A 26,814-nucleotide genomic window follows, 5' to 3' on the forward strand; every position below is an offset into this window, starting at 1 on the left:
AGTCCAAGAGGCTCAGGTGGAACTCGCCGGCTATGCGGACTGCGTGGTTTCGAGGAAGAGCTTCAGAAAGCCTGTCGCAGCGTTCCTGCGCACCGTGCCTGGCAGTCCCAGCTATTTCCCCACGGCCCTGAAAGCCGCTGACATGACCTGTCTCAACGCAGCGGCCATGCGGCGCCGTGCATCCAAGCTCGAGATGAAGATACAGCCCGACACCTTCAGGGACGCACTGTACCCCGCGCTCTACCGCCGGGACTTCGGAAAGCTGGGGCCGCCAGCGGGCGTTGTGGACCTTCAGCCCCTAAGCCTTGCCGCCGAGTTCGAGGGCGGTAGTGCGTCACTCCCGGCCGAATACAAGCCTGGACGGGCGTTTGGAGACTGCGTGGCCCGGAAGGCGCCTCAGGACGTCCACGCGCTGCTTATGGCGGAGCCTTACTCAGGGGCGGAGACGGCAGCTGTTGAGAAGCTGAAGCCGGCGCTGGGTTACTGTCTGTCGAACGGTCAGACCGTGAAGCTGAGCCGAGGGGCTTTAAGGGGCTTTACGGGCGAGGCGATGTACAAGCTGGCGGTGGCGGCTCAGCCGGTGGCAGCCAAAAAGGCAGGCTGACTGGGATTGTCCGTCACCGGTCCTTGAGGTGCACGTCGCTTAAGTGGGGCGACTGTGGGCGGCAGCATGATAGGGCACGATGATGACCACGATGCACAGCCACTCACCTCTGTTGACCCGCTACCGTTGGAAAACGACACTGTGGATACTGCTTGCTGCGTGGAGTTGGTCGGCGGCTTCGCAGGCGCAGGACGTTGCGCCGCTCGCCCCCACGCCGGTTCCCGAAGTCGTTCCCCCGCCGCCAATGCCCCAACCGGTAGCGCTGCCGCAGCTATCGACCGGACAGCTGATCCAGCTGGCCAGTCTGGTCGGCAAGGACGCTGTGGCACAGGGGTTGAGCGATACGCCCCCTGCCGTCCCAACGGACAATGACGGGCTGGTTCGTGCAGCGTTGGACCACGCCAAGGCCGTTCATTCCGGGCGACTGGCGGAGGCCGACTTTCAGCGCGACTGGGCGATGCGGCCCGTTGCCTATGATCCCCTGCCGGCTTTTCGAAATGCGGTCGCCAACGATCGGCTGGCTGCCTGGATCGCGTCGTTGCCGCCGCCCTACGCCGGGTACGACACGCTGGTCGCGGGGCTTGCCCGCTACCGCGCGATTGCGGCGGTCGACGGATGGACAGCGATGACTCTGGGGCCGGAACTTGCCTTCGGAATGACCGGCGCCCGCGTGACGGCGCTGCGCCGACGGCTTGCCGTGGAAGATTTGCAGGTTACGGGCTCGGGCGATCGCTTCGATGCCGCTTTACTCGAGGCAGTGCGACGCGCCCAGCGCCGGTACGGGCTGAACCCCAGCGGTAAGGTCGGTGCACAGACGCTGGCCGCGCTCAATGTGCCGGTCGACGCTCGCATCCGGCAGATCAAGGCGAACATGGAGCGGTGGCGTTGGTTACCACCGGAGTTGGCGAAGAACCGCGTTCAGGTAAACATTGCCGCCGCGGTGTTGACGCTGTTCGACGGCGACGCGCCGGTCCTGTCGATGAAAGCGGTGACCGGGAGACCCGGCGACGAGACGCCGATGCTATCCTCGCAGGTTCATAGCATCGTCCTCAATCCGCCGTGGAATGTGCCGTCCGGCATTGCCAACCGTGAACTCTGGCCGAAGGAAAAGGCGAGTCCCGGCTATCTCGTTCGGAACGGCTTCCGCATCATCGAAGCTCCGGATGGGACCAAGCGGCTGCAACAATCCTCCGAGCGTAGTGCTTTGGGCAAGTTCAAGTTCGACTTTGCCAACGCGTTCTCGGTCTACCTTCACGACACACCCGCACAATCGGGGTTCGCGCGATTCGATCGGCTCGCGAGCCACGGTTGCGTCCGCCTGGAGAAGCCGGCCGTACTCGCCAAGGCGTTGATGAGCAGCACGCCGGAATGGACGCCCGACGCAATCGACAAGGCTGTCGCGACCGGCAAGACCGTCCGCGCCAAGGTGGCCGATCCGGTGGCCGTTTATCTGCTATACTGGACGGCGTTCGCCAACCCGGCGGGGCAGGTCAGCTTCCGCAGTGATCCTTATAATTGGGATGGAACACTGGCCACGAAGATAGAGGCACGGTCCGCGCGTCAGGCGCTCGCCGCCCGCTGAAAGAGGAAGAACGATGATACGGAAAACACCCCTGGCATTGGCGGCAATGCTGTTGACCATCGGTCTCGCGGCATGTTCGAGCTCGAGCGAAGAGCCCGCGCCAACCGAAACCAATCAGGTCGAGGCACTCGATCCGCGCGAACCCGCGGCCACTCCTTCACCCGAACCCTCCCCCACTCCGTCGGCCACACCCGACACCAACCTGACCGCAGAAGCTCCACCTGAAGCTGCCCCCCGACCGGACGAGCAGATGCTGGACGACGCGTCCGCCACCGGCATGACTGCACGGGCCTCTCGCGAAGAGGCTCCTGCGACAGAGGACACGCCGGTCGAGCAGACCGAACAGAAGTAGAGTTTCTAATTATCAGCGGCCAGCTTCAGCAGTTACTACGCAGACTCGGAGATGCCTACCCGTCGATATAGTGCGGGACGAAGCGTGCCAGGTTCCGCGTGACGAGCGCATCGTCCTCGCGGATGCCGATACCGGCAGGCTCGTCGCCAACAATCCACGCGCCGACAACCGCATGACGGTCATCGAACAACGGCGCAGGGTGGAATGCCTGACGAACAAAGCCTTCCGCGCCGTACCCTTCATCGGTTTCCGTGACCGCGGCATCGGCACGGACCACCTCTACGTTGGCACCTTCGCGTGAGAACAATGGCTTGCGGACGTAATCGGCACCCAATGCGGCGGCTGCGGGGTCTTCGTCGAAAAACGCTGGCAACAGATTGGGGTGGCCGGGGTGCCGTGCCCAGAGGAGAGGCAAGATGCCCTTATTGGACAGGATCGCCTTCCACGGTGGCTCGATCCATTGCACGCCCGCTGAGGCGAGGTTCGCAGCATAGGGCTCGCGGAACATGATCTCCCACGGGTAGAGCTTGAACGCCGCCTGCAATTCCAAATCGTCTGCATCTACGAAGCGGCCGGCTGCGTTCAGACCGATCGCCTGCATCTCGACGAACTTCGGCTCAATGCCCGCCTGCATCGCAAGATCCTCGAAGAAGCGTACCGTCTGACGATCCTCGACCTCGCCGGCATCGGCCGCGAAGTGCACGAAGCCGCCTTGCGGAAAGATTGCCGCAAAGCGCGCCCGAAGCTTGTCGAACACGCTGTTGAACTGATCCGTCCCGGCTGGGAGGTCGCCGCTGGAGATAAGCTCTTCCAGCCACAGCCACTGGAACGTCGCACATTCGAACACCGAGGTGGGCGTGTCCGCGTTATACTCGTAGAGCTTGGCCAGACCCGTACCATCATAGGCAAGGTCAAACCGGCCATAAAGCGATGGCTGACGCGTACGCCAGCTTTGCGCCACCAGGTCGTGCTGGGCCGCCGGAATCGCGAGCCGCGTCAGCAGCGTCGCATCACGGGTCGCTGCATCGACGAGATCGAGGCACATGCCGTGCAGTTCGGCTGCGACCGGCTCAATGTCCTCCTCGATCTCGCGCAACGAGAAGGCGTAGGCCGCGCTCTCGTCCCAATAAGCAGCGCCCTCATGGTCCTTGTAGACGAAGCCTATGGCATCGGCTTTGGCCCGCCAGTCGGCGCGAGGATTGAGGGTGACGCGGCGCACCTGTCAGTTGTCGCGCGATGTATCGTCACGTTGCTCGATCTGCAGCGTCGGCTTGGGTGCGCTGAGTCGCGCCAGGACATCGTCGGCGGAGGATTGGCCGGGCAGAATTCCGGCGAGCCGCAGTTTCTCGTCGAGATCGGCACCAGTCCGCCGATCCTCAAGCTCACCGGCAGCGCGGATCGTCTCGCCCCGAATGGCCTGCCGTTCACGGATGCGGGCGAGGCTTTGCGCGGCGGATCCGATCGACGAACCCGCCGCGCTCGAGGCGACGGTAGCCTGTGCCCGTTGCACGGACTCGTTCACCTTCACCACTTCGACTTCGCGCCGCAACTGCTCGATCTTGCGGTCCGTCGCGGCAACGGCCTTGTGGATATTGTCCTCGGCTGCGCGCATCTCGGCAACCTGCGGCGCCTTCATTGCGATGTCCTGCTCGAGATCGGCTACGCGCTGCGCCACCTGGCGGGCGAGATCCATGTCGCCCTTCTCCATCGCGATCCGCGCCGAGCTTTCATACTTCGCCGCCTGAGAACGGAAGCTCTCGACCTCGGTTTCGAGGATGCGGCGGCGTGCGACCAGACCGGCAAGATCGTCACGCGCCTTGCCCTGCGCCTTGTCGGCGTCGCGGATTTCCTGATCGAGGATGCGGAGCGCATTGGCGTCTACCACCGCGGTTGCCGCTTCGTTCGCACCGGCGCGGCCGAGCGTGAACAGCTTGCTCCAAATAGCCATATCTACACTTCTCCGAGAAAGGGGTCAGGCCGCGTTGGCAAAGCTGGTGCGCAGATCGGTTGCCGCCTCGATCGCATTCTCGGCCAGCGCACGAAGTTCGATGATGATCGTGTCTAGCGACGAGGTCGTCGCGAGTTCGCCGAACAATTCGTAAAAGTCGCGACCATCCACGGTGGCAATGCCGAAGTTCGACAGGGGCACGAGTTTCTGTGCCTTCAGCAGGAACTCGTTGAACGCCGCGCGGTCGGATTGCTCGTCGCACGGCCATAGCAGTACCGAGGCGGCGATCTGCTCCGCGCTTACGTTCACATACGCTTCGAGATCACCGTGGTTGTGCATCGTCACCAGCAAAACCGGATCGGCGCCCTCCACGATACGCAGGCCGAACTCGCCCCCCTGCACAGGCTCGCTCAGGTCGAGAGCCGCCTTCAGTGTGCGAACGGTCCAGGCGATGTCGGTCATGCGCGTCTTCTCCCGTGATGCGAGTTCCTACATAGGGTTTCGTGCAACACGCGCTAGCGGCTGTCGCCACGCTGTTCTAATCGGGGTCAAGCATTCAGCGAGGCCTTCCTATGTTCGACCGCCTGTTCGGGCGCAAATCGGCCAACGATGCGCCGGGCTTGCCCGCCATCCGCAACGTGACGATCGGGCGTACGGTGGTGCTTGATCCTCTGGCATGGCGGCGGTTCGGCGGCGCTCTGCTCTTTCCGTTCGATTCCGACACGTTGCAGATTGTCGCGCAAGGCGTGGTCGCGCTTGACGAAGGCGGCTTCATTCACCGTTTCTATACGGACGACGACGTCATGTTCCAGGCGGTGAGCAACGATCGCGCCGGGCAGGATATCACCGACGTGACGATCTTCGCGCCGTGGCAGAGCCGCTACCCCGGCGGGGCGTCAGAGCGACCTGCGTGGCGGGAGCGGCTGACCGCCCGCAGCTTCACCGACGACGGTCTGCCGGAGTATCGTCGCGCCTGGTTCGGCGACGAGGCCGAACGGCAGGAGCCTGTCTCCTTCTGGGAGGACGTGCATGACGACCGCGATGGCATCGTCGATCGGCGCATCTTCCAGACGTGCATGCTCTACGCCCGCACGGTCGAGGGTGACGGCCGCGAGTTGCTGCTGGCGATCGATCAGGAAAACGAAGCAGGCGAGGTTTCGTTCGAGATCATGCTAGGCATGGCGCTGGAGCTCGGCGAGTTTCGCGCATGAAGGAAGAAGCATGAACGACGGGTATAGTTTCGGTGACAGCGCGATCGCGTTTCTCGTCGCATTCATCGCGGCGGGACTGTTTACGATTGCCTTCAAGCTGATCTATCAGGCGGCTACACCGTACAACGAACGCAATCTGATCCGGGACGGCAACGTCGCGGCAGCGATTACGCTGGGCGCTGCGCTGCTGGGGTATATCCTGCCACTCGCGTCCGCGCTCGAACATACCGTCAGCCTGCTGGAATTCGCGATCTGGGCGCTTCTCGCAGGGTTCATCCAGATCGTGACCTTCACGATCGTCCGCCTTGCTGTCATGCGGGATTTCAGCGATCGGATCGTTCGCGGCGAACTGGCGGCAGCGATCTACATGGCCAGCATTTCGCTGGGCGTGGGCCTGCTTAACGCCGCCTGCATGAGTTCGTGAGGATCGACCGATGAAGCGTTCCCAGTCCATTGTTCTCACGACGCTGATGGCCGGCACCGGCCTGTCGCTGACCGCCTGTGACGGCCCTGCCGATACCCCGGTCGACGCGCGCAGCTATACGAGTGTCGCCGAATGCCGCACCGCCGGTGCCATCCCGGCCGACCAGTGCGAAACGGCGTTCGCGCAGGCTCAGAAAGCCAACGAACAAAACGCACCGCGTTTCGACAGCAAGCAGACGTGCGAGGAGCAGTTCGGCCCCGCGCAGTGCGCGCCGCGTAACAACGGCAGCTTCTTCACGCCGTTGCTGACCGGCTTCATCGTCGGGCAGATGTTCAACGGGGGCAGCGGTTACCGCGGCGCGCCGATGTACCGTGATCGTGACGGCAATTATTTCGGGGGTGGCGGCACCCGGATCAGCCGCGATTATGTCAGTGGGCGCACGCAAGTGGGCTCATCGGCATTCAATCCGGCCGCGCGTGCGCCTACCCGCGTGCAGTCGCGCAGCTCGGTGATCTCGCGCGGCGGATTTGGCGGCGGCTTCGGTCGGGGTGGCTTCGGCGGCTAGGGATTTAGTCAGTTTGCGGCCCGCAGCATCACGCAGCAAAGTTTTTTTCCAAGTAGTGGTTATGTCGTTTGGTAGCCACGCCAGGAAAATGATCGTTACGCCTGTGTTCGATCTTATCTATTGATAGAGCTCGTGTTCGCTTAACTGACCTTCATTAGCTGAGACGGATACGCGGCGAGCGACGTTAGCGCTTCATCAACCGGCGCTCCTGATCCTCCGCAAGCAGGATCACCGGCATTGACTTCGGATGCTTGGGTGCGACCAGCGGATTCGGCTCAGTTGTGCAGAAGGCGTAGACCCGGTCGTGATCCTGGTCGACCTTCCACAAGTCAGCGGCTTCCACAAGTTGCTGGAGGTGTTTCGGCAGTTCGTCCACCAGTCGTATAGGAACGGTAGCTCGCCTTCGCGAGCCAGTCTTTTGCGGGGTTTGCGCGTCGGCAAGCAGCAGCGCATCGTGCTCAGCACGCGCTGGCCGTTGTCGCGGCGGACGACGTATCCCGGCTTGCCGGGCGCGGCGTAATCCTTCTCGACCGCACGTTTGCCGCGTCGTCGGCTGCTGCCAGTGCATCAAAGTAGCCACAAGCATCGACGTTGAGGTTGTACAGGTTGCACATGCCAGCACCGGACACGACCGGTAGCGGGACACAAGCTTCTTCCACGTCGCTGCATCAGGATAGGAAGCTGCTCGCCCGTCGGCTCCTCACGCCCGACGACCAGACGGGGCCGGACGGCAAGTCCGTCGGTTGCCCTGCACGCCGAGCAGCACAGCCGCTGAGCTGTCGCTGATAGACTGTCGTCCCAGCCTCGCCGGTTGTGACGTGCTCCCCATTTTCGGGCCGCTGATAACTTAGCTTCTGTGCCCTCAAGCCCTTGGCGCGGTCGGTTGGTGAACTCGGCGGGTGTCAACAATGCAAGCCAAACACTCCCGGTTGTAGTCGTCGATAACGCCCGCGCATATGGAACCGCCGGCCGCAGGCCCACGAGTCCGACACGAAGTCGAGCGACCATCGCTGGCTGGGTTCCTGCGGGATCGCCATCGGTGCCCGCGTTCCCAGCGCGCGCTTGCGGCCGCCACGCTTGCGCGCTGTCAGCCGCTCCTCGCAATACAGCCGATACACCTTGTTCAGGTTCATGCCGTCACGCCTGAGCAAGATCGCCAGCCGCGGGTAGCCGAGCCGACGACGCTCGTTCGCGATCTCGCGCATTCGCTCGCGGACAGCATCGTCGTTCCCGCGAGGCGGCTCATATTGCCATGCCGACCGGTTGACCCCGGTGACGTTCACGGTGAAAGAACGGTCGCCGAGTTCCCGTTCTTCGCCCTGTCGAAGAAGGCGCAGATGACGCCGATGGCCTTCGAGAACGGCCACGCCCGGATCGAAATCAATCCCAGCAAGACCGGCATTGCCACGATCTACGACAAGGAAATCCTTATCTACATCGCCAGCCTGATGGCCGAGCGAATGGAACGCGGAGAGCAGGTCGACTGGATGATGAGCTTCACCGCCAACGACCTGTTCCGCGTCACCAGCACCAATGCCTCTGCCCGATCCTACACGTCGCTGAAGGCATCTCTGAACCGTCTGCAAAGTACGCATCATCACCAACATCGAAACGGGGCGGTGAAGGATCGGACAGCGCCTTCTCGTGGCTGCTGAAGGCCGACATCAAATACACCAAGCTGCCCACAGGCGAGCGTCGCGTGAAGCGCATCGAGGTCATGGGCTGTGACTGGCTGCACCGCGCGATCCTGACCGACCGGCGGATCGCCGCCTATCACCTCGTTTTCCTCAAGCTCGGCGCGATCGAGCGCCGGCTGTATGAGTTGGCGAAGTTCAATTGCGGTAACGGCGACGGTTTCAAAGTCGACATGGAGGCGCTGGCCGCGCGCGTCGGCTGCGCGACCGACAAGCGTGCACTGGAATATCCAAGAAACAGCCCCGCGAGGTTGCCGCGCAACAATCACTGCCCAAATACGTCGTCTCGTTGATCGAGGAAAAGCTGCCCTCCCCCGCGGCGGGCGACCGAAGATCAGGACGCTGGTCGGCTTTCGCGTACGATCGACGCTGGGATCGGTTGGATGCTGAACCGGTGGAAAAGCGGCTGTCAGCAAATCATTCCGACCGTAAGGCCTCGATCGGATTGAGGCGCGAGGCGCGCCTGGCGGGGTAGTATCCCGCTACAAGGCCAAGAAAGCCTGAGAAGAGCAGTGCTCCCAGAGCGGCGAGAGGGCTGGTCGAAGCCTGCCAGCCGGTCGTCAAGTTGATGGTCGTCGTCAGAACCACGCTAATGAAGATCCCAAGCGTTCCCCCCATTGCGCAGAGAATGATCGCCTCCACGAGGAACTGCTGTCGGATCACGGCCGGACTTGCGCCGATCGCCAGCCTTACCCCGATCTCGCGAGTCCGTTCTGTTACCGAAACGATCATGATGTTGGTGATGCCGATGCCACCGACTATCAAGCTAATCGAGGCGATAGCGCCGAGCACTGCGCGAAAGACGGTGATGATGCCTTTGCTGGCGGCCGAGAATTCCTCGGTGCTGACGACGGTGAAAGGGTCGGTCGCCCCCTCTCGAACCCTGTAGATCGTCCGCATCGTGGCGATGACGCGTTGGCGAGCTACCTGGGCGGGTACGGTCGGAGAGAACCGGACGAGCAGTGCGTCTATCCTCGTCGGACTGCCACGATCCTCGCCCAGCATCCTGCCCCTGACAGTGGCCAGCGGCATGATCGCCTGTGTGTCCTGATCGCCACCGGAATTCTTTAGTACGCCGACCACGATGGTCTGCACACCGGCGATGCGGACGCGGCCGGCGACCGCGCTGCTGGACGGGAACAGCTTCGCTGCCGCCTTTTGCCCCAGCACGACGCTGCGTTGCGATCCTCGCAGCTCGGCCACGGTCATGAAGCGCCCCGCTGTAACCTGCGGCGCGACGGTCTGGATGTATCCGGGGTCGATGCCGAGGATCGTAACGGGGACATGGCCCGAAGGCGTCACGGCGTCACCCGTCGCGCGCAGTTGCGCCGTCACCGACGTCACGCCGCTGACGGAGCGCAAGATGACATCGGCATCGCGCTGACTCAAGCGGCCCCGCCCGGGCAACGCCGCCGAACGTGCGGCATCCGCGACCGGCCAGACGATCACTATATCGCGGCCCATCGCGTTGATCGATTTCTCGATCTCGATCTGCCCGGCGCGCCCGAGCGCCATCACGAGCACGACGGAAGCGACGCCGATCGTAACGCCGATCAATGTTAGGATCGAGCGAAGCCGGTTGGCCCTGATCGCGTCGAGGGCGATCGCGATGTTCAACGCCAGCATCTAGCGCGCTACGCGATCATCGACGATGCGTCCGTCTTCGATCGTGATCTGCCGGCGGGCTTGGGCAGCGACGCTCTGATCGTGGGTGATGAGCAGGATCGTGACGCCATCGGCATTGAGGCGACCAAACAGATCCATGATCTCCCTTGATGTGCCCGTGTCCAATGCGCCCGTCGGCTCGTCGGCGAGGAGCAGGCTGGGTTCTCCGATCAACGCCCGCGCGATCGCGACCCGCTGTTGCTGACCGCCGGACAACTGCGCGGGGCGGTGTCCGAGACGTTCCCCCAGACCCATACGCATGAGCAGTTCAGACGCGCGGTCGTTTCCTTCCTGGCGCGACAGACCGCGATAGGCGAGCGGAAGGGCGACATTGGCGAGCGCGGACTGTCGTGGCAGCAGGTTAAAGCCTTGGAACACGAAGCCTAACCGCTCCCGTCGAAGCTTCGCCATCCCTTCCGCGTCGAGATCCGCCGTACAGGCTCCACCGACTGTTACCGTGCCCACGTCGGGCAGATCGAGGCAACCTACCAGATTCATGAAGGTACTTTTGCCCGATCCCGAAGGCCCGACGATCGACACATAGTCGCCGTGTTCGACCGTAACGCTGATGTCCGACAGCGCATGGACGGTCGCATCGCCCATACCGTACCGCTTGGACACCCGCCGGGCGTCGAGCGCTTTGACCCGTTCAGTGCGCGACATCGGTATTTCTCAGCCGCATCGCGACCCTGTCGCCGAGGTGGATATCGCCACCGACAAGCTGCGTGAATTCGTCACCGCGCAGCCCCGGTTGAACAGGAATGGAGGTTACACCTCGTTCCTCTTCGGATTCTCGCCAGAGCGTACGACTGTTGCTCGTCGACGACGTCTCCGGCACTCCCTGACGAAGACGGTTGGCCTCGGTCTCGGATACGAATTTGACGCTGATACCACTGCCCGGAACCGTTACTTCCGGCACGAAGGATAAGGCAGCCGTCGGCGCGCGTAGGACATCGCGAGCGCGGCCTGTGACGATGCTGACGTTGGCCGTCATGCCAGGCAGCAAGCGCCCGTTGGCGTTCGCCACATCGAGGACGACCGTGTAGGTTACCGAACCGCGGGTATCGCTGGCTTGTTGGCGGATTTGCGTGACGGTACCCTTGAACGTATCTTCCGGGAAGGCATCGACGCTGAATCGCGCACTCTGCCCGATTCGCACGTTGCCGATATCGGCTTCGTCTACGAAGACGTCGATTTGCATCCGTTTTAGGTCCGCCGCGATGCGGAATAATACGGGAGCTTGGAATGATGAGGCCACCGTCTGCCCCTGCGCGATACGTCGGTCGATCACCACGCCGTCGATTGGCGAGACGATGCGGGTGCGGCTCAGATTGTTGACCGCCTCGGCAAGCGACGCACGATTACGGTCAATGTCGGCGCGAGCGACGGCGATGCGCGCATTGGCCTCTCGTACGCTCGCACGCGCCTGATCGAGCGTAGCTCGGCTCTGCTCGACATCCTTGCGGCTGGAGAAGCCGCGGTCGGCCAATGCGGCTCTTCGCTCATACTCGCGGGTCGCGCGCTCTAACTCGGCCTTAGTACTATCCAGGCCAGCTGCGCTCTGCTGCACGCTTGCCTGGCCGCTGCCGATCTGCGCCTGGACCTGCCGAAGTGCAGAACGGCTTGAAGCAGGGTCGATGATCGCAAGCAACTGACCCCGGCGAACGCGGGTTCCGTAATCGGCCGTCACCTGAAGCAACAGTCCGGATGTCTGCGCACCGACATCGACCACTTCCACGGGCCGAAGCGTTCCCGATGCGGTTACGGTCCGCTCAACCGGACCGCGATCGATCGTCAGGAAGTCGTAGCGACTGGAAGCCGACCCGCTGCATGTCGTGACGGTGAATATGATCGCGACAATGCAGAGCGACAGCAGAGCAATTGTTCGCTTGCGTAGGCGCAGGATCGCCCAAACCCTTTGAAATGCCGGCTTCCGCGGGAGTATGTCGATAGCGTTCACGATGATGTCTCGGGCACGCTAGGGGCGTTCGACCGATAGAGGCATGTCCCGCAACTGAGCGGTACCGATTTCTAGGCGGCCACTCGGCATCGCTGGACCAGCCATATATGCAGGCCCTGCGATCCCACTCGTACCGTTTTTGAAGACGAACTGGAAGTGCATCCCTTTTGGATTGCCGGAGACGATGTTGAGACTACCGTTTTCCAAGGTGCAGACGGCATCACCGGGACCGGTTGGCTTCCCGGGATCCCGTGTCGTGCACCCGCCCAGTCCCTGGCCCTTACGCTCTATATCGACATCGAGCTGCATGGACTTTTCTAGCGGTCCCCCCGGCGCGCTGGAGATTGTTATGCTGAAGCCCTTGCGCTTCGATGGCTCGAAAATGAGCCGATGACGCCCTGAAACATCTTGCGCCGTAAGTCCCCCCGGCGTGGTGAAATCTGCTTCCCGGTCACAAGCCGAAAGCGCGCAGAGAAGAAATATCAACGGAATTCGCATAAATTCCAACCCCCAATAGAAAACGGTTCGGGACAGCTATAGCCGTCCCGAACCGCCGTGATCGCCAAGGTTAAGCCCAGACGATGCAGACACAATGACCCCGCATGCATGCGCAGACCGCGCCCGCTGCCTGTGATGGCACCGCCCACATCATTGCCGATCCGAGGACAGTGACTGCTACCAGCTTCTTCATCTTGGTCATCGATTACACGCCTTTTATTCGACGGCATTGTTCCGCCGAAACAAATTCTTGGTCTGCCTACTTCCCACAGGCAAAGACTATTCGATCCGTTCGGCATCTGTTTGATCCATTTGCGGAGTGAAATGGAAAAAGTGCTGCTATTACAGCGTGTGATCAGTGACCCAGTCCTGCACTAGTGTACTATAGCAATAGCACTGCTCATCAGGCGCAATCAAGTCAGGAGCACAAGAAACTTACCGCTTTTTATCAGCGAGTTGTCATCGAGAACGAGATTTTAATAAGGTGGGACCAACAGGCGTCGGTCGACTCCGTACCAGAAACAGCTGTCGGAGATTTCAACCGCTTCTTCGTTGGCTTTCTACAACACCGCTCTCGTCTCCGCATTCATGTAGATACGGTTCCTGATCGTCATGCCGCCACAGTAGGTGGATGTAGACGGGGTCGTTCTTGTATTCGTTGACCGACTTCATCCACCCGCCCTGCGCGGTAAAGTCGCCCGCGGTACAGCGTACCTCTCCGATCAGCCGATGCGCCACGCGCGCGAACGTCGCGTCATACTGTGCGAAATCGTCCGACTGCCCGACGATGCGCTCGCCTACCGTGACCTTCTCCGCGGGATCGGGCGGGCGGTCGCTGAATAGCGCGGTTGCCGGCACCCGCTCGGCGAATCTGCCGTGGACGATGCCGTTGGGGCCTCACACCTGCCGTTGCCAGCATCGACATAGCGGCTTCGCCCCCCGGGCGGTTGGCGTCATAGAACTTCGTAATCCGCACCCATCCGTCGCGTCGCTCCAGTGGGGCGAGGGTCTGACGAAAACCGGCCCAGCCCACGTCGCTGCACCGTTCGCTGGGACAGGTCCGGCGCTGAACGCGCTGGACCGTCACTTACAGCTTGCTCCTCTCGCTCTCAGAAGCGGCGGATCCGGGCAGTGCCATGTTCTCGCCGGCGACGGCTTCCGAACTGGAATTGCACGCCCCGCACATGAGCAGCATTGCACTGGCTAATAGCTGTAGCGGCTCGCAATGCTGATACGTCTGCTCGCGAACGGCGAACATGGTCTGGAAAGCTGTCGTCCCGATCGAGATCGAGTAATGGAATTCTCGAATCTTGCGTCCGCTACCGACGTGAGCCACCGAAGTGAGCTATCCTGCCGCTATTGTATCCTACTCCGACAAGCCGCGTTTTCGCGGCAGGCCGGATCAACCTTCCGCATCGCAGTCATCGAAGCTCCACGTTCATTCGATGCACGATAACCAGGATCAGCGTCATGCCCGGTCAAGCAGTCGCGCAGAAGGCTCATCATAACTTTATCGTTGCCGGCATTATCGGCCACTACACGCTCGCCTTCGTGCTGGCCGTCCGCACATTGTCCCTCAGGCTTAAGTTTGCGGCCTTCGTAGGCTCAGGACTCGTTCGTCAAAGCCAGAAGATGACGGTGGCCGCGAGCGCGACGGCAGAGAAGAGGACGGTTGGGCAGCGTCGTAACGATTGGTGACGCAGCGCCAGTCCTTCAGACGGCCGAACATGATCTCGATGCGGTTGCGGCGCCGGTAGCGGCGCTTGTCGTGTCTGACCGGTCGTTGCGCGATCTGCGGCCCGGGATGCAGGGTTGGATGTGGGCGCTTGCTAACGTAGCGGCCCCTGCTCGCAAACGGAGAAGTTTTTTGCTCAGTTTGGCTGACAGCGGGCGGGCCGGACTGCTCGTGCTAAATGACAATGTGCTCGCCATCATGCGCGCCCGCTTGCAATCGTAGTCGGCCTGCTCAGGCTGAATGCCAATCTGAGGAAGGCGATGACGAACATCAGCCATAGCTGGTGAAGTTCACGCCCACCAACGAAACGCCAAGCAGGGCCATGGCCATAAAGCACCGTCGACCCCAACCGACGTTGCCGGCCATCCCGACTGCAACGGGCAGTCCGATCATCCAGACCAGATTGGCCGGTGACCTGAACGCAAGCGCGTCTGTCACCAATACGCCGACCGTGGTTGCTGCCGCGATGAAGCACACCTGTAGAAGGTATCGATGTCATGCAAGTGCTTGCGACACCATCATATCGGCACCCCCGCCTCACGGAACCGCTCGGTCAGTTCGCGGGTATGTTTGGTGTCCAGCGTTCCGGCGAGAAACGCACGCACATCGGACGGCCGGATGTTGAGCTGGCTGGTGAGCGCGCCGGCGTCGTAACCGTTCCGCGTCAGGGTGGGGTTCGAGGTCGTCGATCACGCACGACAGCACCTGCTCGACGATGTCGACCGTGACGGGCTTGGCGGCGAGGCAGAAACCCTGCTCGAACGCAGGGGTCAGGTACATCTCGATCTGGACCGGGGTGCGCAGGCGCTCGGCGATGAGGTCGATCGCGTCCTCGTCCATAAGGTCGGCGACCTTGACGCCCTCGGCCGCGCAGGCACCGAGCAGCCAGGCGACATAGTCGCGGCGCTCGGCTCCGATGCCCTCACAGTCGAACGTGGTGGTGCGGTAGCCGATCTCCTCCTTCTGCGGGCGGCGCAGACCGTTGCGCAGCCGGGGACGGCCTCACCCGCGCCCAGCCGGGCAGGCCGACTCCTACCTGCCCGGCGACATCGTGACTTTCCGCCAATCCGAGAAGGGGCGCCCGCGTCCCGGCAAGGGCTACCGCGTCGATGCCGTGAACGCCCAGACCGGCACCGTCCGCCTCGTCCCCCACAAGGGCCGCGCCCACGACTGGCAACCCGCCCGCTGGGGCGCCTACCAGGCCGAGGCCTTCACCGAGGTGCAGCATGAGTTCCGCGCCGGGGACCGGCTCCAGTTCACCCGCAACAACTACCGCGCCGACCACCTCAACGGCCACACCGCCGAGGTGGTCGCTTGTGACCCCGCCGGCTTCAGCATGGTCGTCGCGTGCGACGATGGACGCCGTGAGATTCTCGACATGACCCATTTCGCCGACCGCCACGGATGGGTCCGCACCATCCATTCCGCGCAAGGCGCCACCAGCGACCGCGTGCTCGCCAATGTCGAAAGCTACCGCGCCAACATCGTCGATGCCCGCGCCGTCTATGTCGCGATCAGCAGGGCACGGAAGCTCGCCACCCTCTACGCCGACAGCCGCGCCGACCTCACCGATGCCCTCGGCATCCGCGATGCTGTGGGGATGGCAATTGCCAAGTAAGAAATAATCGATGGCAGCAACTAAGACAGAAGTCCGAAGTCAGCCTCCGCCGCACCCAAATCCCATAACAATCGACGCGGATTGATCGCCTTGGACTCGCGCTCAACAAAACCAGCCATATGCCTAACTGCCATCAACAGTGCCTGCATTGGATCGACGCCATATAAAAGGGTGCTTTTGCTAATGCCTGCCCCATCAAGACCAATCCTGCATGAAAATTCATCACGACGACCTGTGCTTTCTGGCCATTCTATATATAGAATCACCCTTGATCCCAAACTATCTAGAAGTTCCCTTTCAACTCTCATTGCCATCCACTCTCAAATTACCAAATATACACATTGTCGTTCGCAACAATCGGGCCTATCATGGCACTGGGACCAAATTACGAGGCGGAAAAAGAATACGAGAGCCTTCACTAATCACCCAATAGAGGATGGTTCCGACAGCAACACCCCCTGCGACGCCCGCCGCATTCTTCCAAGTGATCAATGGTGGCAGCTGACTCTCCGGAGTGCCCCTGTCCCGCAAACCCTTGCGCGCCTCCGCACTTGAATAACAACGGCTAGCCGCTGCCCTATTTCCCGCATCAGCAAGAGCGCGGCATTTGTTGAGGTCCCGAGTGTAGTCTGGATCGCCCTCATCATGAAAAGGGGGTTTCTGACCCTTCCGCTGGAGACTTTGCGGCGTTAAAGCAGGCGACTGCCCTGGGCTTGCACCTAGGCCGGGTCTGCTAGGCGAAGGCATGCCATCATCGCACATGCCATAGCCACCTCCAGGGATCCCTCTGCCCAAGCAATCAAGAGTTGCCGGAAATGGAGGACCACGCCCTGTCACTGTAGTTTCGTTCACACTAAAGCTACTAGACCCGGGGCTACGGCAATATCCGGGACGACCGAAGTCATAGCCTGGTTGGCACCGCCATCTTCCAATATATGTAGCCAGTCCTGTAGGATCGGTGCTGTTCACCGGATCGCCAGCGACATAGCCATAGAGGTTCAGCCCATCGCCGTAGCCGATCGGATCGGTCTGCATGAAGCGGCCAAGCGTCGGCGAGTACATGCGGGCCTTGTAGTGGTAGAAGCCGAGCTCGGGCATCCACATCTGGCCGGTGTACTGGAAGCGGCCGACGTTGCCGGCGCCCGGGATGCCGTATTCGTCGTACGTGTTCACCGCCAGCGCCGTGCCCGCATCGTTCGTCACCCGCACGATCGATCCCCGCTCATCGGCATCCAGCCAGCGCCGCTGGCCGGTGCCAGAGCCGTCATACCACACGACGGGCTCGTCCACACCGGCCCCGTGCACGTAGCGCTTGACGATCGCACCGCCGGACCGCTCAGTCACCAAAGTGCTGCCATCCCATTCCCACGTCAGGCCCGACTGCGTCACCTGATCGAGCCGCCCGGTCGCATCGTAATAGAGGTACGTCCCGTTCGCCCCCGACAGCTGGTTCTTGCTGTTGTAGAGATACGCAGCCCCGCCTGCGCTCGTCAGGTTGCCGCGGCCGTCATAGGTCGGCACCACGGCGCCCGATGCGGTATACTGGTTCAGACCGTTCACTGTGTAGGCCCGGTTCGCATTCACCGCCCCTGCCCAGGCATAGGCGTCGTTCGACACCGTCCGGCTCACGATCTGGCCGGCCGGATTGTACCCGAACGTCCCGGCACTCGGCTGGCCGCCGGCGTTCAGGTTCAACGCCGTCAATCTCGATGCCGCGTCGAAGCCGTAGGTGGTGCTCGTTCCATTCCCCAGCGCCCGCGACACGCGCCGTCCCAGATTGTCATAGCCGTACGACGCCAGCACCAGTCCGCTATTCTCCCGCACCGCCGTCATCGCGCCGCTGGTGTCGTACTCGTAGGTCACGAAGAACCCGTCGCCCCATGTCAGTCGGGTTCGACGTCCACCGACATCGTACTGGCTCGTCAGCGTGCCATAAGGCCCGCTTTCGGTCGTCACCCGGCCCAGCGCATCGCGTCCATAGCCAACATTGTGCCCATTGGTGTCCTGGGCCAGCGTCACCCGCCCTAGCAGGTCGTAGCTGTAGGTGAGGTTGGAGTCGGTAATGTCCACCGGATTGTTGAACACGGTCGTCGCGCGCCGGCCCAGCGCGTCGTAGCCGAAGGTCACGTACTTGCCGTCGCGCAGCCGGACGCCGGACACGTCGCCCGGCCTGACCGTCGCCGTCGCCGACGTTGCGTAGTCGACCTGCTCGTAGCTGCCGCCCGGATAGGTGGTTCGGTTGGACCGGTCGAAACCGTCATAGCCGTAGCTGGTCGTATTGCCGTTGCCATCGGTGACGTTGAGGATCTTGCCGGTCACGGTCTGCTGCACCGTCTCGGTCGCAGCCTCCGCCGTGCCATAGCCGGTCGTGGCGCTCGTCCAAGCCCCGGAAAGTGCGCCGGCTGGCCCGAGTTGAAGGTACGTGATGCGGTCCGGCCCGGAGGATCCTGCTGCGCCCAGAGAACACGCTGCAACGGCGGTTCCGAACGCCGATGGATTCATACGTTGTGCGGTGCATGTCGGGCGGCCTGCGGCGTCATAGGCCTGGTCCGTCCGCGCGAATGTCGTACCGCCTGCTGCAAAGATCGATGTCGTCGTTCGCCCGGCCGCGTCCAGCGTCGCCGTCTGCGTCTGGAGCACGCTCATGTTCGCCAGCGCGAGATCGCCCTGATCGCTGGCGGTCCCTTGCGCGCTGACAGTTACGCGACCCCAGTTGTCATAGGTGCTACGCGTCGCCATCCCGAGCCGCGGCCCACCGCCGTCAGGATCCGGACCGACGGCTCCCAGCGGCTGGCGTGCCGCATCATAGTAGAGGCGTGTGGTGTCCGCAGCGCCTGCCAGCGGGCCGTCCACGGTCAGCACATCTCCTGCTGCCGTGTAGGTCGCGCTGGAGGTCGCCGTCAGCGAACCGTCGCCCGCGCCGCTCGTCATGGTCGAGGGCAGCAGATTGGCGTTGTACTGGATACTCGTCTGCGCGGCGTCCGCCGTTCCGTCGCAATTCGCCTGCGTCCGGCACGACCAGGTGCGCGACGGCAGCCACACACCGGCCACCTGCGTGTAACGGGTCTGGCTGCTCGGGTTCACGCCGCCGGCGTTCGACGTGATCGCCGATGTCTGGCCGCCATGCGTCGGATCATAGCCAAACGTCGTCACCACCCCGCGCACATCGGTGCTCGTCGCAATGCGATTGCAGGTGCCGACGGTCGTGCAGGAATAGTCCGCGTAGGTTGCCGAACTGGTCAGCGTTGCGGCGTCTGATGCGGTCACCGTCGTCTGGGTGACATTCGCGTTGGCGTCGTATGTGTACGTCGTGACCTGGCCGCCCGGCGAGGTCGCCGTCTTCAGCCGATTGCTGCTGTCGTAGCTGTATACAGTAGCACGGCCATATTCGTCCTCGACGCGCGTCGGCAGGCCGACGGTGAGGTCGGACTGGTATTTTCGTACCCTGAACGTCGGGTCGGTCATCGTCAACGCGGATGTCGTCGCCGTGGGTTGCGTAAACGCATAATTCCACGTCGCGCCGTCGCGCACGACCGACGTCACCCGACCGGACGCATCTACGTTGACGCGCTCGTTGTCTGCCCCGCTGCCGGGGCGACGAACCGCATTGTAGCTGCCGCTGCCGCCATATTGCATCGTGTACCGCGTCGACCGCCCCAGTGTGTCGGTAACGTCGGTCGTCGTTACGTAGCCGCCGGTGATCGGGGTTCTGGCAAAGACATAGCTTGCACCCGGCAGGGACCCCGCCCCGCCCGAGTTGTTGCCTCCCTGTGCGCCGGAAAGTTTCGACCACGCGTCGATTTCTGCCTGCGTCGGATTCCGAACCCCGCCCAGGAAGTTTCCTGCATAGCTGTGATCGATCCGGTACCCTGCGCTGTTTGAAATCGCCGTAAGCCGCGTCAGCCAGAGCTGCGGTGGCGGACCCGACCACGTCGATCCGCCATAGGTGCGACAGGTCGGCCCGGTATCGGGGTCGTATGTGCCTCCGAAGGGACAGTAGCTCTCCGACTGCCAGGTCAGGTCTTCCTTGAGTCCGTTGGGATGCTCGATCGACGAAATGTACGCGTACGCATTGTAGGTGGAGACAAAGCCGCTCTGATGCCGCGTCGCTTTCTCGAAAAAGCCGAACTTGTAGCGCGTTCCCTCAGGCAGGATGACCGTATGCACACCCCCGGTGAGGACGAGACGCGCGCCATCCGAGGCGGGCAGAAAGCCGCTACCGCTGCGGACGAACCGATAGGCCTTCTCACCGATCCCGACGCTGATCGTGCCACCGGAGGCGGGATAGGGATCGAGCAGCAACTTGGCATCGGCCCATATGGGCCGCCCGTAGATACGTTCATTCGCGATCGCACCCACGCCCGATCCCACGACGAAATCTGCCCGCGGAACGCGGTAAGCACCGGTTGCGACGTTCACCCCGTTCTCATCGACAAGCGCCCGTTCCGGCGGTGCCGCCTCTCCGGCCACCTGCGCCGACGCCATCGCCGGAAGGGAGACCGAGACGAGCAACAACGCGCACGCACCAACGGTGCGCACGTCAAGACGTGCGATCATGAACATCCCCCATTGAATGATGACGCACCTTTCAGAAGGTGCGGTACCGGATCATCGGCTCAGCGTGGTGCGCCGGCCGTCTGCACCCGTTTGCGATTACTGGCCTTGTCGTGCTCGTAAGTGGTCACGGTACCGCTGACCGGACCGCCTGATTTGACCACCTGGATCAATCGACCCTTTGCGTCATAGCTATATGTCGTTGTTTCGGCAGCCAAAGACGGCGCGCTGACAGCAATCACCGCCACAGGAGACCAGAGCAGAGTCTTAACGGACCTACTGAACGCCATGATCTTTCTCCGACCCAATGCCACTTGAAGACAGAAGAACACACGCAATCAAATTTGAAAAGCTATTTGTCCAACAAAATATGCAGGCAGCCGCTATTTTGCTGTGACTAGCAGCTTAAGTAATGGAATTATTTATCTGAATTCCTCGAGGCCGTGCTCTACCCATAAGGTACTGCCCCGACTCTACAATTTTGCCGGTAGCCGTACACCGCCACAGGTCGGGTTGGATCTTGCACATCTTCGTGACAGGATGCGGGAGACGTTGTAAATTTGACGCAACAGGCGGAGTGCCTGGCAAAACTCGTTTATCGGGAGACTTGTCTGCGCCGCCTCAAGGCAAGAGAGGGCGCATTTAGATATTATCCCGCCAAAACAGTAATATGCGAAGTTTCTCGCATTTCTCTATTTGATCGACCCGATACATAGTAGATGATGGGACCATGCCCTCATTTTTTTGATGGTTGGCGATATGTTAATCGATGTTTTCGACAGTCTTGTCAGCAAAATCAACGTCGCGTTGTTACAAGTTGACCCGGATGGTGGGGCGTGGCGTCGGTACAGGCGTTCATTTTGCAACGGCAGGAATAGAGCGCCTCGCCGATCTGGTGTGTTAATGGCCCCGGCCGCCGTGATGGCTGTCTCCGATGCCGGAGCGCAGACTCTGAACGGCAGATCAGCGGAGCCGGGCGCTAGCGTCGATGCAATTCGCTGGTTGTCAGAGCTAATGACAGGGGGAATTGCGACCGCCATCGCGATTGTGGCTGTCGCAGGGCTGGCGATCGTGATGCTGCAAGGGCGTCTGCCGGCGCGTCGCGGGAGCGCTGTACTCACCGGCTGTTTTATCCTGTTTTCTTCGCCAGCGATCGCAGCAGGACTGCTGGCGGCGCTCGGTCGCGGTGCTGAAGGCGCTGCGATTACCGTCACGGGATTGTCGCCAGACTACACCGCTCCTGCCGTTCAACCGGTGCCTTACGATCCCTATGCGGGTGCTTCCGTCCCGGCGCGGGCACAGGATGGCGCGCGCGATCTCCTCCCTGAATAAAGGTCACTGGCATGCTTATCGCGAAACGCCCAACTTTCGCAGAAGCAGAATTAAAGGGCCTCGATCGCGACGAGGCTGTGGCAGTTGTGCGCGGTGAAAAGCCTGTACTGAAAAGTTGGTCAGTCTTTGCCAGCTTTGCAACGCTGGTATGGGCGTCGGCAGCAGGTGCGCAGGACAGCTTCTCGGACCCCGCAGGCTCGGGACCTATCGTGGGCGCCGTCAACTGGCTGCAGGGCACGCTGCTTGGCACCGTGGCCACCGTCGTGGCGGTCATTGCGGTCGCCTCAGTCGGCCTGCTCATGCTGGCGGGCCGTATGAACTGGCGCTACGGTGCCACGGTCATTCTGGGGTGTTTCATCCTGTTCGGGGCAGCCAGCATCGTCGGTGGCATCCAGTCGGCGTCCAGCGTTGGCTACTGATCCGGAAAGCCTCGACCGCGACGTGCTGTTCGTCGGGCTGACCCGCCCGCAGATGCTGCTCGGCGTGACCTATGGCTTCGCGATCGGCAATGCGATCCTCACCACCGAGCTGTTTCTCGTGTTCAGGTCGGTCTGGGTCCTGCTTGCAGCGGTGCTGGTCCATGCCGTCGGGGTCGTCGCCTGCCTGCGCGAGCCGCGCATCTTCGATCTTTGGCTCGTCAGGGTGCGGCGCTGCCCGCGCGTCCCGAACCACCGTCTGTGGCGCTGCAACGCCTATCGTCCGTGAGCAACGCCGCGCAGGATTGGGCAAGGGAGAAGCCTGCCGGCGATCACCTGCCCTATCTGGCGCAGATCGACGATCATACCGTGATGCTGCGCGACGGGCGGCTCATGCAGGTGCTGATGCTGGACGGCCTGCTGTTCGAGACAGCCGACACCGCCGAGATCAATTACCGCAAGGGCCTGCGCGACGCGATGCTCCAGACGATCGGATCGTCACGCTTCGCGCTCTACCACCACGTCGTTCGTCGGCGGGTCGAGCCGCAGCTAGAAGCGCCCTACCCCGATCCGTTCAGCGCCAGCGTCGATGCGGCCTGGCGTGAGCGCCTGGCATCGAAGCGGCTGTTCACCAACGACCTGTTCCTCTGCATCCTGCGTCGGCCGCTGCAAGGTCGCGGGGGTGTTGCCGATCGCATCGGCCGCTGGCTCGGTCGTGAACGGGGCACCAGTGCCGCCGAGGAAAGCACAGAGCTCCGCGCGCTCAACGCCGCCCGTGATGCGCTGCTTGCGGCGCTTGGCGCATACGGCGCAAGGCTGCTTGGCAGCTACGACGGCAAAGGCGGACCATGTTCCGAGGTCCTCGAGTATCTCTCCGGCCTGTATAACGGCGAACTTCGCCCCGTCAGGCTGCCCGAAGGCGATATCGGCCAGTATCTGCCGGCCCGCCGGGTCAGCTTCGGTGCCGACACGGTGGAGCTTGGCCCCACCGGCGAGCGCGCGCGCAGCTTTCAGGCTATCCTCTCGATCAAGGATTATCCCGGACAGACCGGTCCGGGGATGCTCGACGAACTGCTGCGCCTGCCCTTCGAGCTGACGGTTACGCAGAGCTTTGGCTTCGTCGACCGGCAGGCGGCACTCGGCCGGGTCAATCTGGCGCTGCGCCGCATGCGCGCGGCCGATGACGAGGCGCTGAGCCTGCGCGGCGAGCTCGGCGTTGCACGTGACGACCTAGCCGCCGGGCGTGCGGCGTTCGGCGAGCATCACCTGACCATCGCGGTGCGAGCCGATACGCTGGCCGACGTCGACGATGGTGTCGCCGAGGTACAGGCCACGCTGACAGACCTCGGCCTCGTTGCCGTGCGCGAGGAGATGGCGCTGGAGCCTGCCTTCTGGGCACAGTTCCCGGGCAACTTCAGCTACGTGCCGCGTCGGGGGCTCGTGGCCAGCCGCAACTTCGCCAGTCTCGCCAGCCTGCACAATTTTCCAGTCGGCAAGGCGGAGGGCAATCACTGGGGTCCGGCGGTGACGGTGCTGGAGACCACCGCGGCAGGGCCTTACCACTTCAATTTTCATCACGGCGATCTCGGCAACTTCACCGTCATCGGTCCCTCAGGGACCGGCAAGACCGTCGTGCTGAACTTCCTGCTCGCCCAGGCGCGCAAGTACGATCCGCGCATCGTCTTCTTCGACAAGGATCGCGGCGCCGAGCTGTTCCTCCGAGCCGTGGGCGGTCGCTACGACGTGCTGCGGCCGGGCGAGCCCTCAGGCCTCAACCCGCTGCTCCTCGACGACACGGCCGAAAACCGCCGCTTCCTCGTCGACTGGCTCGCGCGGCTCGTGGCCGACCCCGTTCGACCGCTCGACAGCGAGGATATGGTCCGGATCGTGGAGGCGGTCGATGCCAACATGGAAGCGCCGCCCGCCTATCGCCGGCTGGCGCATTTCGCCCAGCTTTTGCGGGGTCAGGCGCGACCGAAAAGCGGCGATCTCGCCTCGCGTCTCGCGCCGTGGTGGGGCAGCGGCGAGCGCGCCTGGCTGTTCGACAATGCCGAGGATCGCACCGACATGGCCGAGCGGGTCGTCGGCTTCGACATGACCCGCATCCTCGATGATCCCACCGTGCGGACGCCGGCGATGATGTACCTCTTCCACCGCGTCGAGGAGCGCCTCGACGGCACGCCTTCGATCATCGTGGTCGATGAGGGCTGGAAGGCCCTCGACGACGAGGTGTTCACCGCCCGCATCCGCGACTGGGAAAAGACTATCCGCAAGCGCAACGGCATCGTCGGCTTCGCGACCCAGAGCGCCGAGGATGCGCTCTCCAGCCGGATCGCGTCCGCGATCGTGGAACAGGCAGCGACCCAGATCTTCATGCCCAACCCCAAGGCACAGGCGCGCGACTACATGACGGGGTTCGGGCTGACGAGCCACGAATATGATCTGGTCCGCACCATGCCCGACACTGCGCGCGCCTTCCTGATCAAGCACGGTCAGGACAGTGTGGTCGCGCGCCTCGACCTGTCGGGCGACCGCGACCTGCTGACGATCCTGTCCGGCCGCGAGCGTTCGGTGCGCGCGCTCGACGCCATCCGTGCCGAAACCGGCGATGACCCTGCGCTCTGGATGCCGCGGCTGCTGGCGGAGGTCGCATGATCGCCTGCACGCTGCCGGACGCCGACGCCGGTGTAGCCCTGCGTCTCTCCGGCTTCCTGACCTGTCAGGCGCAGGCTTTGGGCGAAAACGGATATCAGACGCTCGCGGGTGGGCCGATGGTCGCCGGCATGCTGGCGGGCATCGTCACGATCTTCGTGGCGCTGATCGGTTACCGCTTCCTGCTGGGCTCGATCCCCACCATGCGCGACGGCGTCGGCTGGGCGATCCGGCTCGGCATGGTGCTCACTCTCGCGACCGGCTGGCCCGCGTTCCAGGTGCTCATCTACCGTGTCGCTGTCGACGCACCGGGCGAGCTCGCCGCGGTGCTGCTGCCCGCCAGCGGCCTGTCGGCCGAGGGGCTCGATGGGCGGGTGCAGCAGGCCTATGACACGATCCGGCTGGGCTCGAGCGTCGGTCAGGGTCTGTTGCCGCAGGCGACGCCGACACCACAACCGGGAGCGCCGCAAGCGGCAGGTCCTGACGCTTCTCCGCCGCAGCAGGTGCCGAACTTCGGACCACTTGGTCAGGCGGCCCTGCCCCAGACTGCGTCGTGGTTCGTCGTGTCGACGCTGGGCATCGCCGGCGGGCTTCGTCTCGCCGCAGGCTTCCTGCTCGCGATCGGCCCCCTAGCGGTCATGGCGCTCCTCTTCGATGCAACGCTGGGCTTCTTCATCGGCTGGGTGCGGGCGCTGGCCGGCGCTGCGCTGGCGCTGCTGGGTGCGACGATCGTCACCGCGCTCGATCTGCTGCTTGTCGAAAGCGAGCTTGCCCATCTGCAATCGGTCGAGCGGGGGGTGTCCGTCATCGATCCCCAGGCAATCACCACCATCGTGCTCGCCTTCACGCTGGTGATGTTCGCGGCGGTCTGGGCGGCTGTGCGGACGGCTGGAGCGTTCAGCTTTTCGTTGAAACGTCGCGAAAGCTCGCCTGCCGAGCATTCGCACGACAGCGTCACGGAGCGCCTGGGATCGATCACGGCCGGACCGAGCGACGCCGTGTCCCGCCCCGCCGGGGGGCCGGGCGCGCCGCTACGCGCGCAAGGGGTCGCCAATGCGCTTGCGGGCACGATGAGGCGCGAACAGCTTGCTTTGGGCGGAAGTGGGACCGACCCCGCTCCGGGCGGTAGCCGGCGCCAGCCGCTCCAGTCGAACGGCGGAATTGATCCGTCAGTGCGGCCCGCCGCGTTAGGCCCTGCCGGACGACGATCGATGACACGCAAGACACGTAGCGCCGTGCGGCGGGATGGAGCGGCATGACCGAACGCGAGACGTACTTCCGGGACGCGCGGAGCTGGGCGGAGGATGCCCGCGCGAGGACATCGCGCTCGAAACAGATTGCGTGGACGATCGCCGGCATCGCGGTGGGTGCCGCGGCCTTTGAGGCGGTGGCGCTTGCCATGCTGACGCCGCTGAAGACCGTGCAGCCGATCACGCTTCTTGTCGATCGCCAGACCGGGTTCGTGCAGGCACTCGATCCCAATACGCCGCAGCGGGTTTCCGCCGATGCGGCGCTCACCGATGCGTATCTCGCGCAATATGTGGCAGCGCGCGAAGGCTTCGACCGGGCGACACTGCAGGTCGACTATCGCCGGGTGGCGCTCTGGTCCGCAGGCCGCGCCCGGACGTCGTACCTCACAGGGATCGCCGCCACCAATCCGGCAAGCCCGATCCAGTCGCTGCCTGGCGGCGCCCTCATCTCGGTCAGGGTGAAGAGCGTTTCGCGATTGCAGTCCGGCGTCAGCCTCGTGCGCTTCGACACCCAGCGTGTCGATCGTAACGGTCAGGCGGAGGCTTCCCGCCCCTGGATTTCGGTCGTGCGCTTCCGCTACTCGGACGCGCCGATCGCATTCGGCGACCGGCTGGTGAACCCGCTTGGCTTTCAGGTCACCGGCTACCGCCGCGATGCGGAAGCGCCGCCTGCGCGGAGATCACGGTACCCGCCAGAGCGGCTCTTGCAGTCACCCCGGCGTCGTTCCCCGTGATCGAAACCCGGGCAAATCCG

Annotated in this window: 26 protein-coding genes and 3 pseudogenes; 14 read left to right on the forward strand and 15 right to left on the reverse strand. The window is 63.2% G+C overall.

Annotated elements, in window-relative coordinates:
- Window positions 1-16 precede the first annotated feature (16 nt).
- From AC0CH8_RS11935 to AC0CH8_RS11945, 3 genes are all read left to right on the forward strand, one after another.
- Window positions 17-604, forward strand: coding sequence for a hypothetical protein (locus AC0CH8_RS11935; protein WP_465240078.1), 588 nt, complete (start codon window positions 17-19; stop codon window positions 602-604).
- A 79-nt stretch (window positions 605-683) separates the two neighbouring features.
- Window positions 684-2,186 carry a L,D-transpeptidase family protein gene (locus AC0CH8_RS11940; protein WP_465240079.1) on the forward strand — a complete coding sequence of 501 codons (1,503 nt, stop codon included), beginning with the start codon at window positions 684-686 and terminating at the stop codon, window positions 2,184-2,186.
- 13 nt (window positions 2,187-2,199) lie between these two features.
- Window positions 2,200-2,538, forward strand: coding sequence for a hypothetical protein (locus AC0CH8_RS11945; RefSeq protein ID WP_465240080.1), 339 nt, complete (start codon window positions 2,200-2,202; stop codon window positions 2,536-2,538).
- Between the two features lie 55 nt (window positions 2,539-2,593).
- On the opposite strand, the gene AC0CH8_RS11950 is transcribed toward AC0CH8_RS11945, so the two are convergent.
- The 3 genes from AC0CH8_RS11950 to AC0CH8_RS11960 are packed head-to-tail and all read right to left on the reverse strand — an operon-like array spanning window position 2,594 to window position 4,948.
- On the reverse strand, window positions 2,594-3,757 hold the full coding sequence (locus AC0CH8_RS11950) for a glutathionylspermidine synthase family protein (protein WP_465240081.1): 1,164 nt from the start codon (window positions 3,755-3,757) through the stop codon (window positions 2,594-2,596).
- 3 nt (window positions 3,758-3,760) lie between these two features.
- Entirely contained in the window at window positions 3,761-4,486 is a 726-nt protein-coding gene (locus AC0CH8_RS11955) for a PspA/IM30 family protein (RefSeq protein WP_465240082.1), read from the reverse strand.
- Between the two features lie 24 nt (window positions 4,487-4,510).
- Window positions 4,511-4,948, reverse strand: a complete 438-nt coding sequence (locus tag AC0CH8_RS11960; protein WP_465240083.1) for a YjfI family protein — start codon at window positions 4,946-4,948, stop codon at window positions 4,511-4,513.
- 110 nt (window positions 4,949-5,058) lie between these two features.
- Between AC0CH8_RS11960 and AC0CH8_RS11965 the strand changes: the two genes are divergently transcribed.
- Genes AC0CH8_RS11965 through AC0CH8_RS11975 form a run of 3 tightly spaced genes read left to right on the forward strand, consistent with a single transcriptional unit; the run spans window position 5,059 to window position 6,686 of the window.
- Window positions 5,059-5,697 (forward strand): DUF2491 family protein, encoded by a 639-nt coding sequence (locus tag AC0CH8_RS11965; protein WP_465240084.1) that lies wholly within the window; start codon window positions 5,059-5,061, stop codon window positions 5,695-5,697.
- Between the two features lie 10 nt (window positions 5,698-5,707).
- Entirely contained in the window at window positions 5,708-6,121 is a 414-nt protein-coding gene (locus AC0CH8_RS11970; protein WP_204199741.1) for a DUF350 domain-containing protein, read from the forward strand.
- A 10-nt stretch (window positions 6,122-6,131) separates the two neighbouring features.
- Window positions 6,132-6,686, forward strand: coding sequence for a DUF1190 domain-containing protein (locus AC0CH8_RS11975; RefSeq protein WP_465240085.1), 555 nt, complete (start codon window positions 6,132-6,134; stop codon window positions 6,684-6,686).
- Window positions 6,687-6,870: 184 nt separating this feature from the next.
- On the opposite strand, the gene AC0CH8_RS11980 is transcribed toward AC0CH8_RS11975, so the two are convergent.
- Together AC0CH8_RS11980 and AC0CH8_RS11985 are read right to left on the reverse strand one after the other, a co-directional pair.
- Window positions 6,871-7,062, reverse strand: a complete 192-nt coding sequence (locus tag AC0CH8_RS11980; protein WP_465240087.1) for a hypothetical protein — start codon at window positions 7,060-7,062, stop codon at window positions 6,871-6,873.
- 522 nt (window positions 7,063-7,584) lie between these two features.
- Window positions 7,585-7,903: pseudogene (locus tag AC0CH8_RS11985) on the reverse strand (IS3 family transposase); the annotation flags it as partial.
- 129 nt (window positions 7,904-8,032) lie between these two features.
- On the opposite strand from AC0CH8_RS11985, the pseudogene AC0CH8_RS11990 reads away from it, so the two are divergent.
- A pseudogene (locus AC0CH8_RS11990) lies at window positions 8,033-8,673 on the forward strand (replication initiator protein A).
- A 124-nt stretch (window positions 8,674-8,797) separates the two neighbouring features.
- On the opposite strand, the gene AC0CH8_RS11995 reads toward AC0CH8_RS11990, so the two are convergent.
- The 8 genes and pseudogenes from AC0CH8_RS11995 to AC0CH8_RS12030 form a co-directional block, all read right to left on the reverse strand.
- Window positions 8,798-9,997: an ABC transporter permease gene (locus AC0CH8_RS11995; RefSeq protein WP_465240088.1), complete on the reverse strand. Its 1,200-nt coding sequence runs from the start codon at window positions 9,995-9,997 to the stop codon at window positions 8,798-8,800.
- A 9-nt stretch (window positions 9,998-10,006) separates the two neighbouring features.
- Entirely contained in the window at window positions 10,007-10,708 is a 702-nt protein-coding gene (locus AC0CH8_RS12000; protein ID WP_465240089.1) for an ABC transporter ATP-binding protein, read from the reverse strand.
- Window positions 10,695-12,005, reverse strand: coding sequence for an efflux RND transporter periplasmic adaptor subunit (locus AC0CH8_RS12005; RefSeq protein ID WP_465240090.1), 1,311 nt, complete (start codon window positions 12,003-12,005; stop codon window positions 10,695-10,697). The genes AC0CH8_RS12000 and AC0CH8_RS12005 overlap by 14 nt, the downstream gene beginning before the upstream one ends.
- Window positions 12,006-13,040: 1,035 nt before the next feature.
- Window positions 13,041-13,361: a hypothetical protein gene (locus tag AC0CH8_RS12010; RefSeq protein ID WP_465240091.1), complete on the reverse strand. Its 321-nt coding sequence runs from the start codon at window positions 13,359-13,361 to the stop codon at window positions 13,041-13,043.
- A 229-nt stretch (window positions 13,362-13,590) separates the two neighbouring features.
- A complete protein-coding gene (locus tag AC0CH8_RS12015; protein ID WP_465240092.1) occupies window positions 13,591-13,839 on the reverse strand; it encodes a hypothetical protein in 249 nt (82 codons plus the stop codon).
- Between the two features lie 283 nt (window positions 13,840-14,122).
- Window positions 14,123-14,321 (reverse strand): annotated as a pseudogene (locus AC0CH8_RS12020) (IS5/IS1182 family transposase); the annotation flags it as partial.
- Window positions 14,322-14,508: 187 nt separating this feature from the next.
- The gene (locus tag AC0CH8_RS12025) at window positions 14,509-14,715 is read right to left on the reverse strand and encodes a hypothetical protein (RefSeq protein ID WP_465240093.1); all 207 of its coding nucleotides are present in this window, start codon (window positions 14,713-14,715) and stop codon (window positions 14,509-14,511) included.
- Between the two features lie 60 nt (window positions 14,716-14,775).
- Window positions 14,776-15,078, reverse strand: a complete 303-nt coding sequence (locus AC0CH8_RS12030; RefSeq protein ID WP_465240094.1) for a hypothetical protein — start codon at window positions 15,076-15,078, stop codon at window positions 14,776-14,778.
- Between the two features lie 274 nt (window positions 15,079-15,352).
- On the opposite strand from AC0CH8_RS12030, the gene AC0CH8_RS12035 reads away from it, so the two are divergent.
- The gene (locus AC0CH8_RS12035) at window positions 15,353-15,856 is read left to right on the forward strand and encodes an ATP-binding domain-containing protein (RefSeq protein ID WP_465240095.1); all 504 of its coding nucleotides are present in this window, start codon (window positions 15,353-15,355) and stop codon (window positions 15,854-15,856) included.
- Between the two features lie 20 nt (window positions 15,857-15,876).
- Here the strand turns inward: AC0CH8_RS12035 and AC0CH8_RS12040 are convergent, their stop codons facing one another.
- A complete protein-coding gene (locus AC0CH8_RS12040) occupies window positions 15,877-16,170 on the reverse strand; it encodes a DUF6968 family protein (protein WP_465240096.1) in 294 nt (97 codons plus the stop codon).
- 52 nt (window positions 16,171-16,222) lie between these two features.
- Window positions 16,223-20,413 (reverse strand): RHS repeat domain-containing protein, encoded by a 4,191-nt coding sequence (locus AC0CH8_RS12045; RefSeq protein WP_465240097.1) that lies wholly within the window; start codon window positions 20,411-20,413, stop codon window positions 16,223-16,225.
- Between the two features lie 744 nt (window positions 20,414-21,157).
- On the opposite strand from AC0CH8_RS12045, the gene AC0CH8_RS12050 reads away from it, so the two are divergent.
- The 6 genes from AC0CH8_RS12050 to AC0CH8_RS12075 all read left to right on the forward strand — a co-directional run bounded on the left by AC0CH8_RS12050 (window position 21,158) and on the right by AC0CH8_RS12075 (window position 26,794).
- A complete protein-coding gene (locus tag AC0CH8_RS12050; protein WP_465240098.1) occupies window positions 21,158-21,742 on the forward strand; it encodes a TrbC/VirB2 family protein in 585 nt (194 codons plus the stop codon).
- A 107-nt stretch (window positions 21,743-21,849) separates the two neighbouring features.
- Window positions 21,850-22,161 (forward strand): TrbC/VirB2 family protein, encoded by a 312-nt coding sequence (locus tag AC0CH8_RS12055; protein WP_465240166.1) that lies wholly within the window; start codon window positions 21,850-21,852, stop codon window positions 22,159-22,161.
- 52 nt (window positions 22,162-22,213) lie between these two features.
- Window positions 22,214-22,447 (forward strand): VirB3 family type IV secretion system protein, encoded by a 234-nt coding sequence (locus AC0CH8_RS12060; RefSeq protein ID WP_465240167.1) that lies wholly within the window; start codon window positions 22,214-22,216, stop codon window positions 22,445-22,447.
- Window positions 22,420-24,813, forward strand: a complete 2,394-nt coding sequence (locus AC0CH8_RS12065) for a VirB4 family type IV secretion/conjugal transfer ATPase (RefSeq protein ID WP_465240099.1) — start codon at window positions 22,420-22,422, stop codon at window positions 24,811-24,813. The genes AC0CH8_RS12060 and AC0CH8_RS12065 overlap by 28 nt, the downstream gene beginning before the upstream one ends.
- Window positions 24,810-26,069, forward strand: a complete 1,260-nt coding sequence (locus tag AC0CH8_RS12070) for a type IV secretion system protein (RefSeq protein WP_465240100.1) — start codon at window positions 24,810-24,812, stop codon at window positions 26,067-26,069. Before AC0CH8_RS12065 ends, AC0CH8_RS12070 begins: the two co-directional genes overlap by 4 nt.
- On the forward strand, window positions 26,066-26,794 hold the full coding sequence (locus AC0CH8_RS12075; RefSeq protein ID WP_465240101.1) for a VirB8 family type IV secretion system protein: 729 nt from the start codon (window positions 26,066-26,068) through the stop codon (window positions 26,792-26,794). Before AC0CH8_RS12070 ends, AC0CH8_RS12075 begins: the two co-directional genes overlap by 4 nt.
- Window positions 26,795-26,814: the final 20 nt, after the last annotated feature.

Source organism: Sphingomonas sp. AC435, from assembly GCF_979253005.1.

Coding starts and splice junctions, on each gene's coding strand:
- AC0CH8_RS12030 (WP_465240094.1), bottom strand. CDS start 15,078: ATGGACGAGGACGCGATCGACCTCATCGCCGAGCGCCTGCGCACCCCG.
- AC0CH8_RS12075 (WP_465240101.1), top strand. CDS start 26,066: ATGACCGAACGCGAGACGTACTTCCGGGACGCGCGGAGCTGGGCGGAG.
- AC0CH8_RS11960 (WP_465240083.1), bottom strand. CDS start 4,948: ATGACCGACATCGCCTGGACCGTTCGCACACTGAAGGCGGCTCTCGAC.
- AC0CH8_RS12060 (WP_465240167.1), top strand. CDS start 22,214: ATGCTGCTCGGCGTGACCTATGGCTTCGCGATCGGCAATGCGATCCTC.
- AC0CH8_RS12045 (WP_465240097.1), bottom strand. CDS start 20,413: ATGATCGCACGTCTTGACGTGCGCACCGTTGGTGCGTGCGCGTTGTTG.
- AC0CH8_RS11945 (WP_465240080.1), top strand. CDS start 2,200: ATGATACGGAAAACACCCCTGGCATTGGCGGCAATGCTGTTGACCATC.
- AC0CH8_RS12050 (WP_465240098.1), top strand. CDS start 21,158: ATGGTTGGCGATATGTTAATCGATGTTTTCGACAGTCTTGTCAGCAAA.
- AC0CH8_RS12000 (WP_465240089.1), bottom strand. CDS start 10,708: ATGTCGCGCACTGAACGGGTCAAAGCGCTCGACGCCCGGCGGGTGTCC.
- AC0CH8_RS11975 (WP_465240085.1), top strand. CDS start 6,132: ATGAAGCGTTCCCAGTCCATTGTTCTCACGACGCTGATGGCCGGCACC.
- AC0CH8_RS11955 (WP_465240082.1), bottom strand. CDS start 4,486: ATGGCTATTTGGAGCAAGCTGTTCACGCTCGGCCGCGCCGGTGCGAAC.
- AC0CH8_RS11940 (WP_465240079.1), top strand. CDS start 684: ATGATGACCACGATGCACAGCCACTCACCTCTGTTGACCCGCTACCGT.
- AC0CH8_RS11970 (WP_204199741.1), top strand. CDS start 5,708: ATGAACGACGGGTATAGTTTCGGTGACAGCGCGATCGCGTTTCTCGTC.
- AC0CH8_RS12040 (WP_465240096.1), bottom strand. CDS start 16,170: ATGGCAATGAGAGTTGAAAGGGAACTTCTAGATAGTTTGGGATCAAGG.
- AC0CH8_RS12070 (WP_465240100.1), top strand. CDS start 24,810: ATGATCGCCTGCACGCTGCCGGACGCCGACGCCGGTGTAGCCCTGCGT.
- AC0CH8_RS11965 (WP_465240084.1), top strand. CDS start 5,059: ATGTTCGACCGCCTGTTCGGGCGCAAATCGGCCAACGATGCGCCGGGC.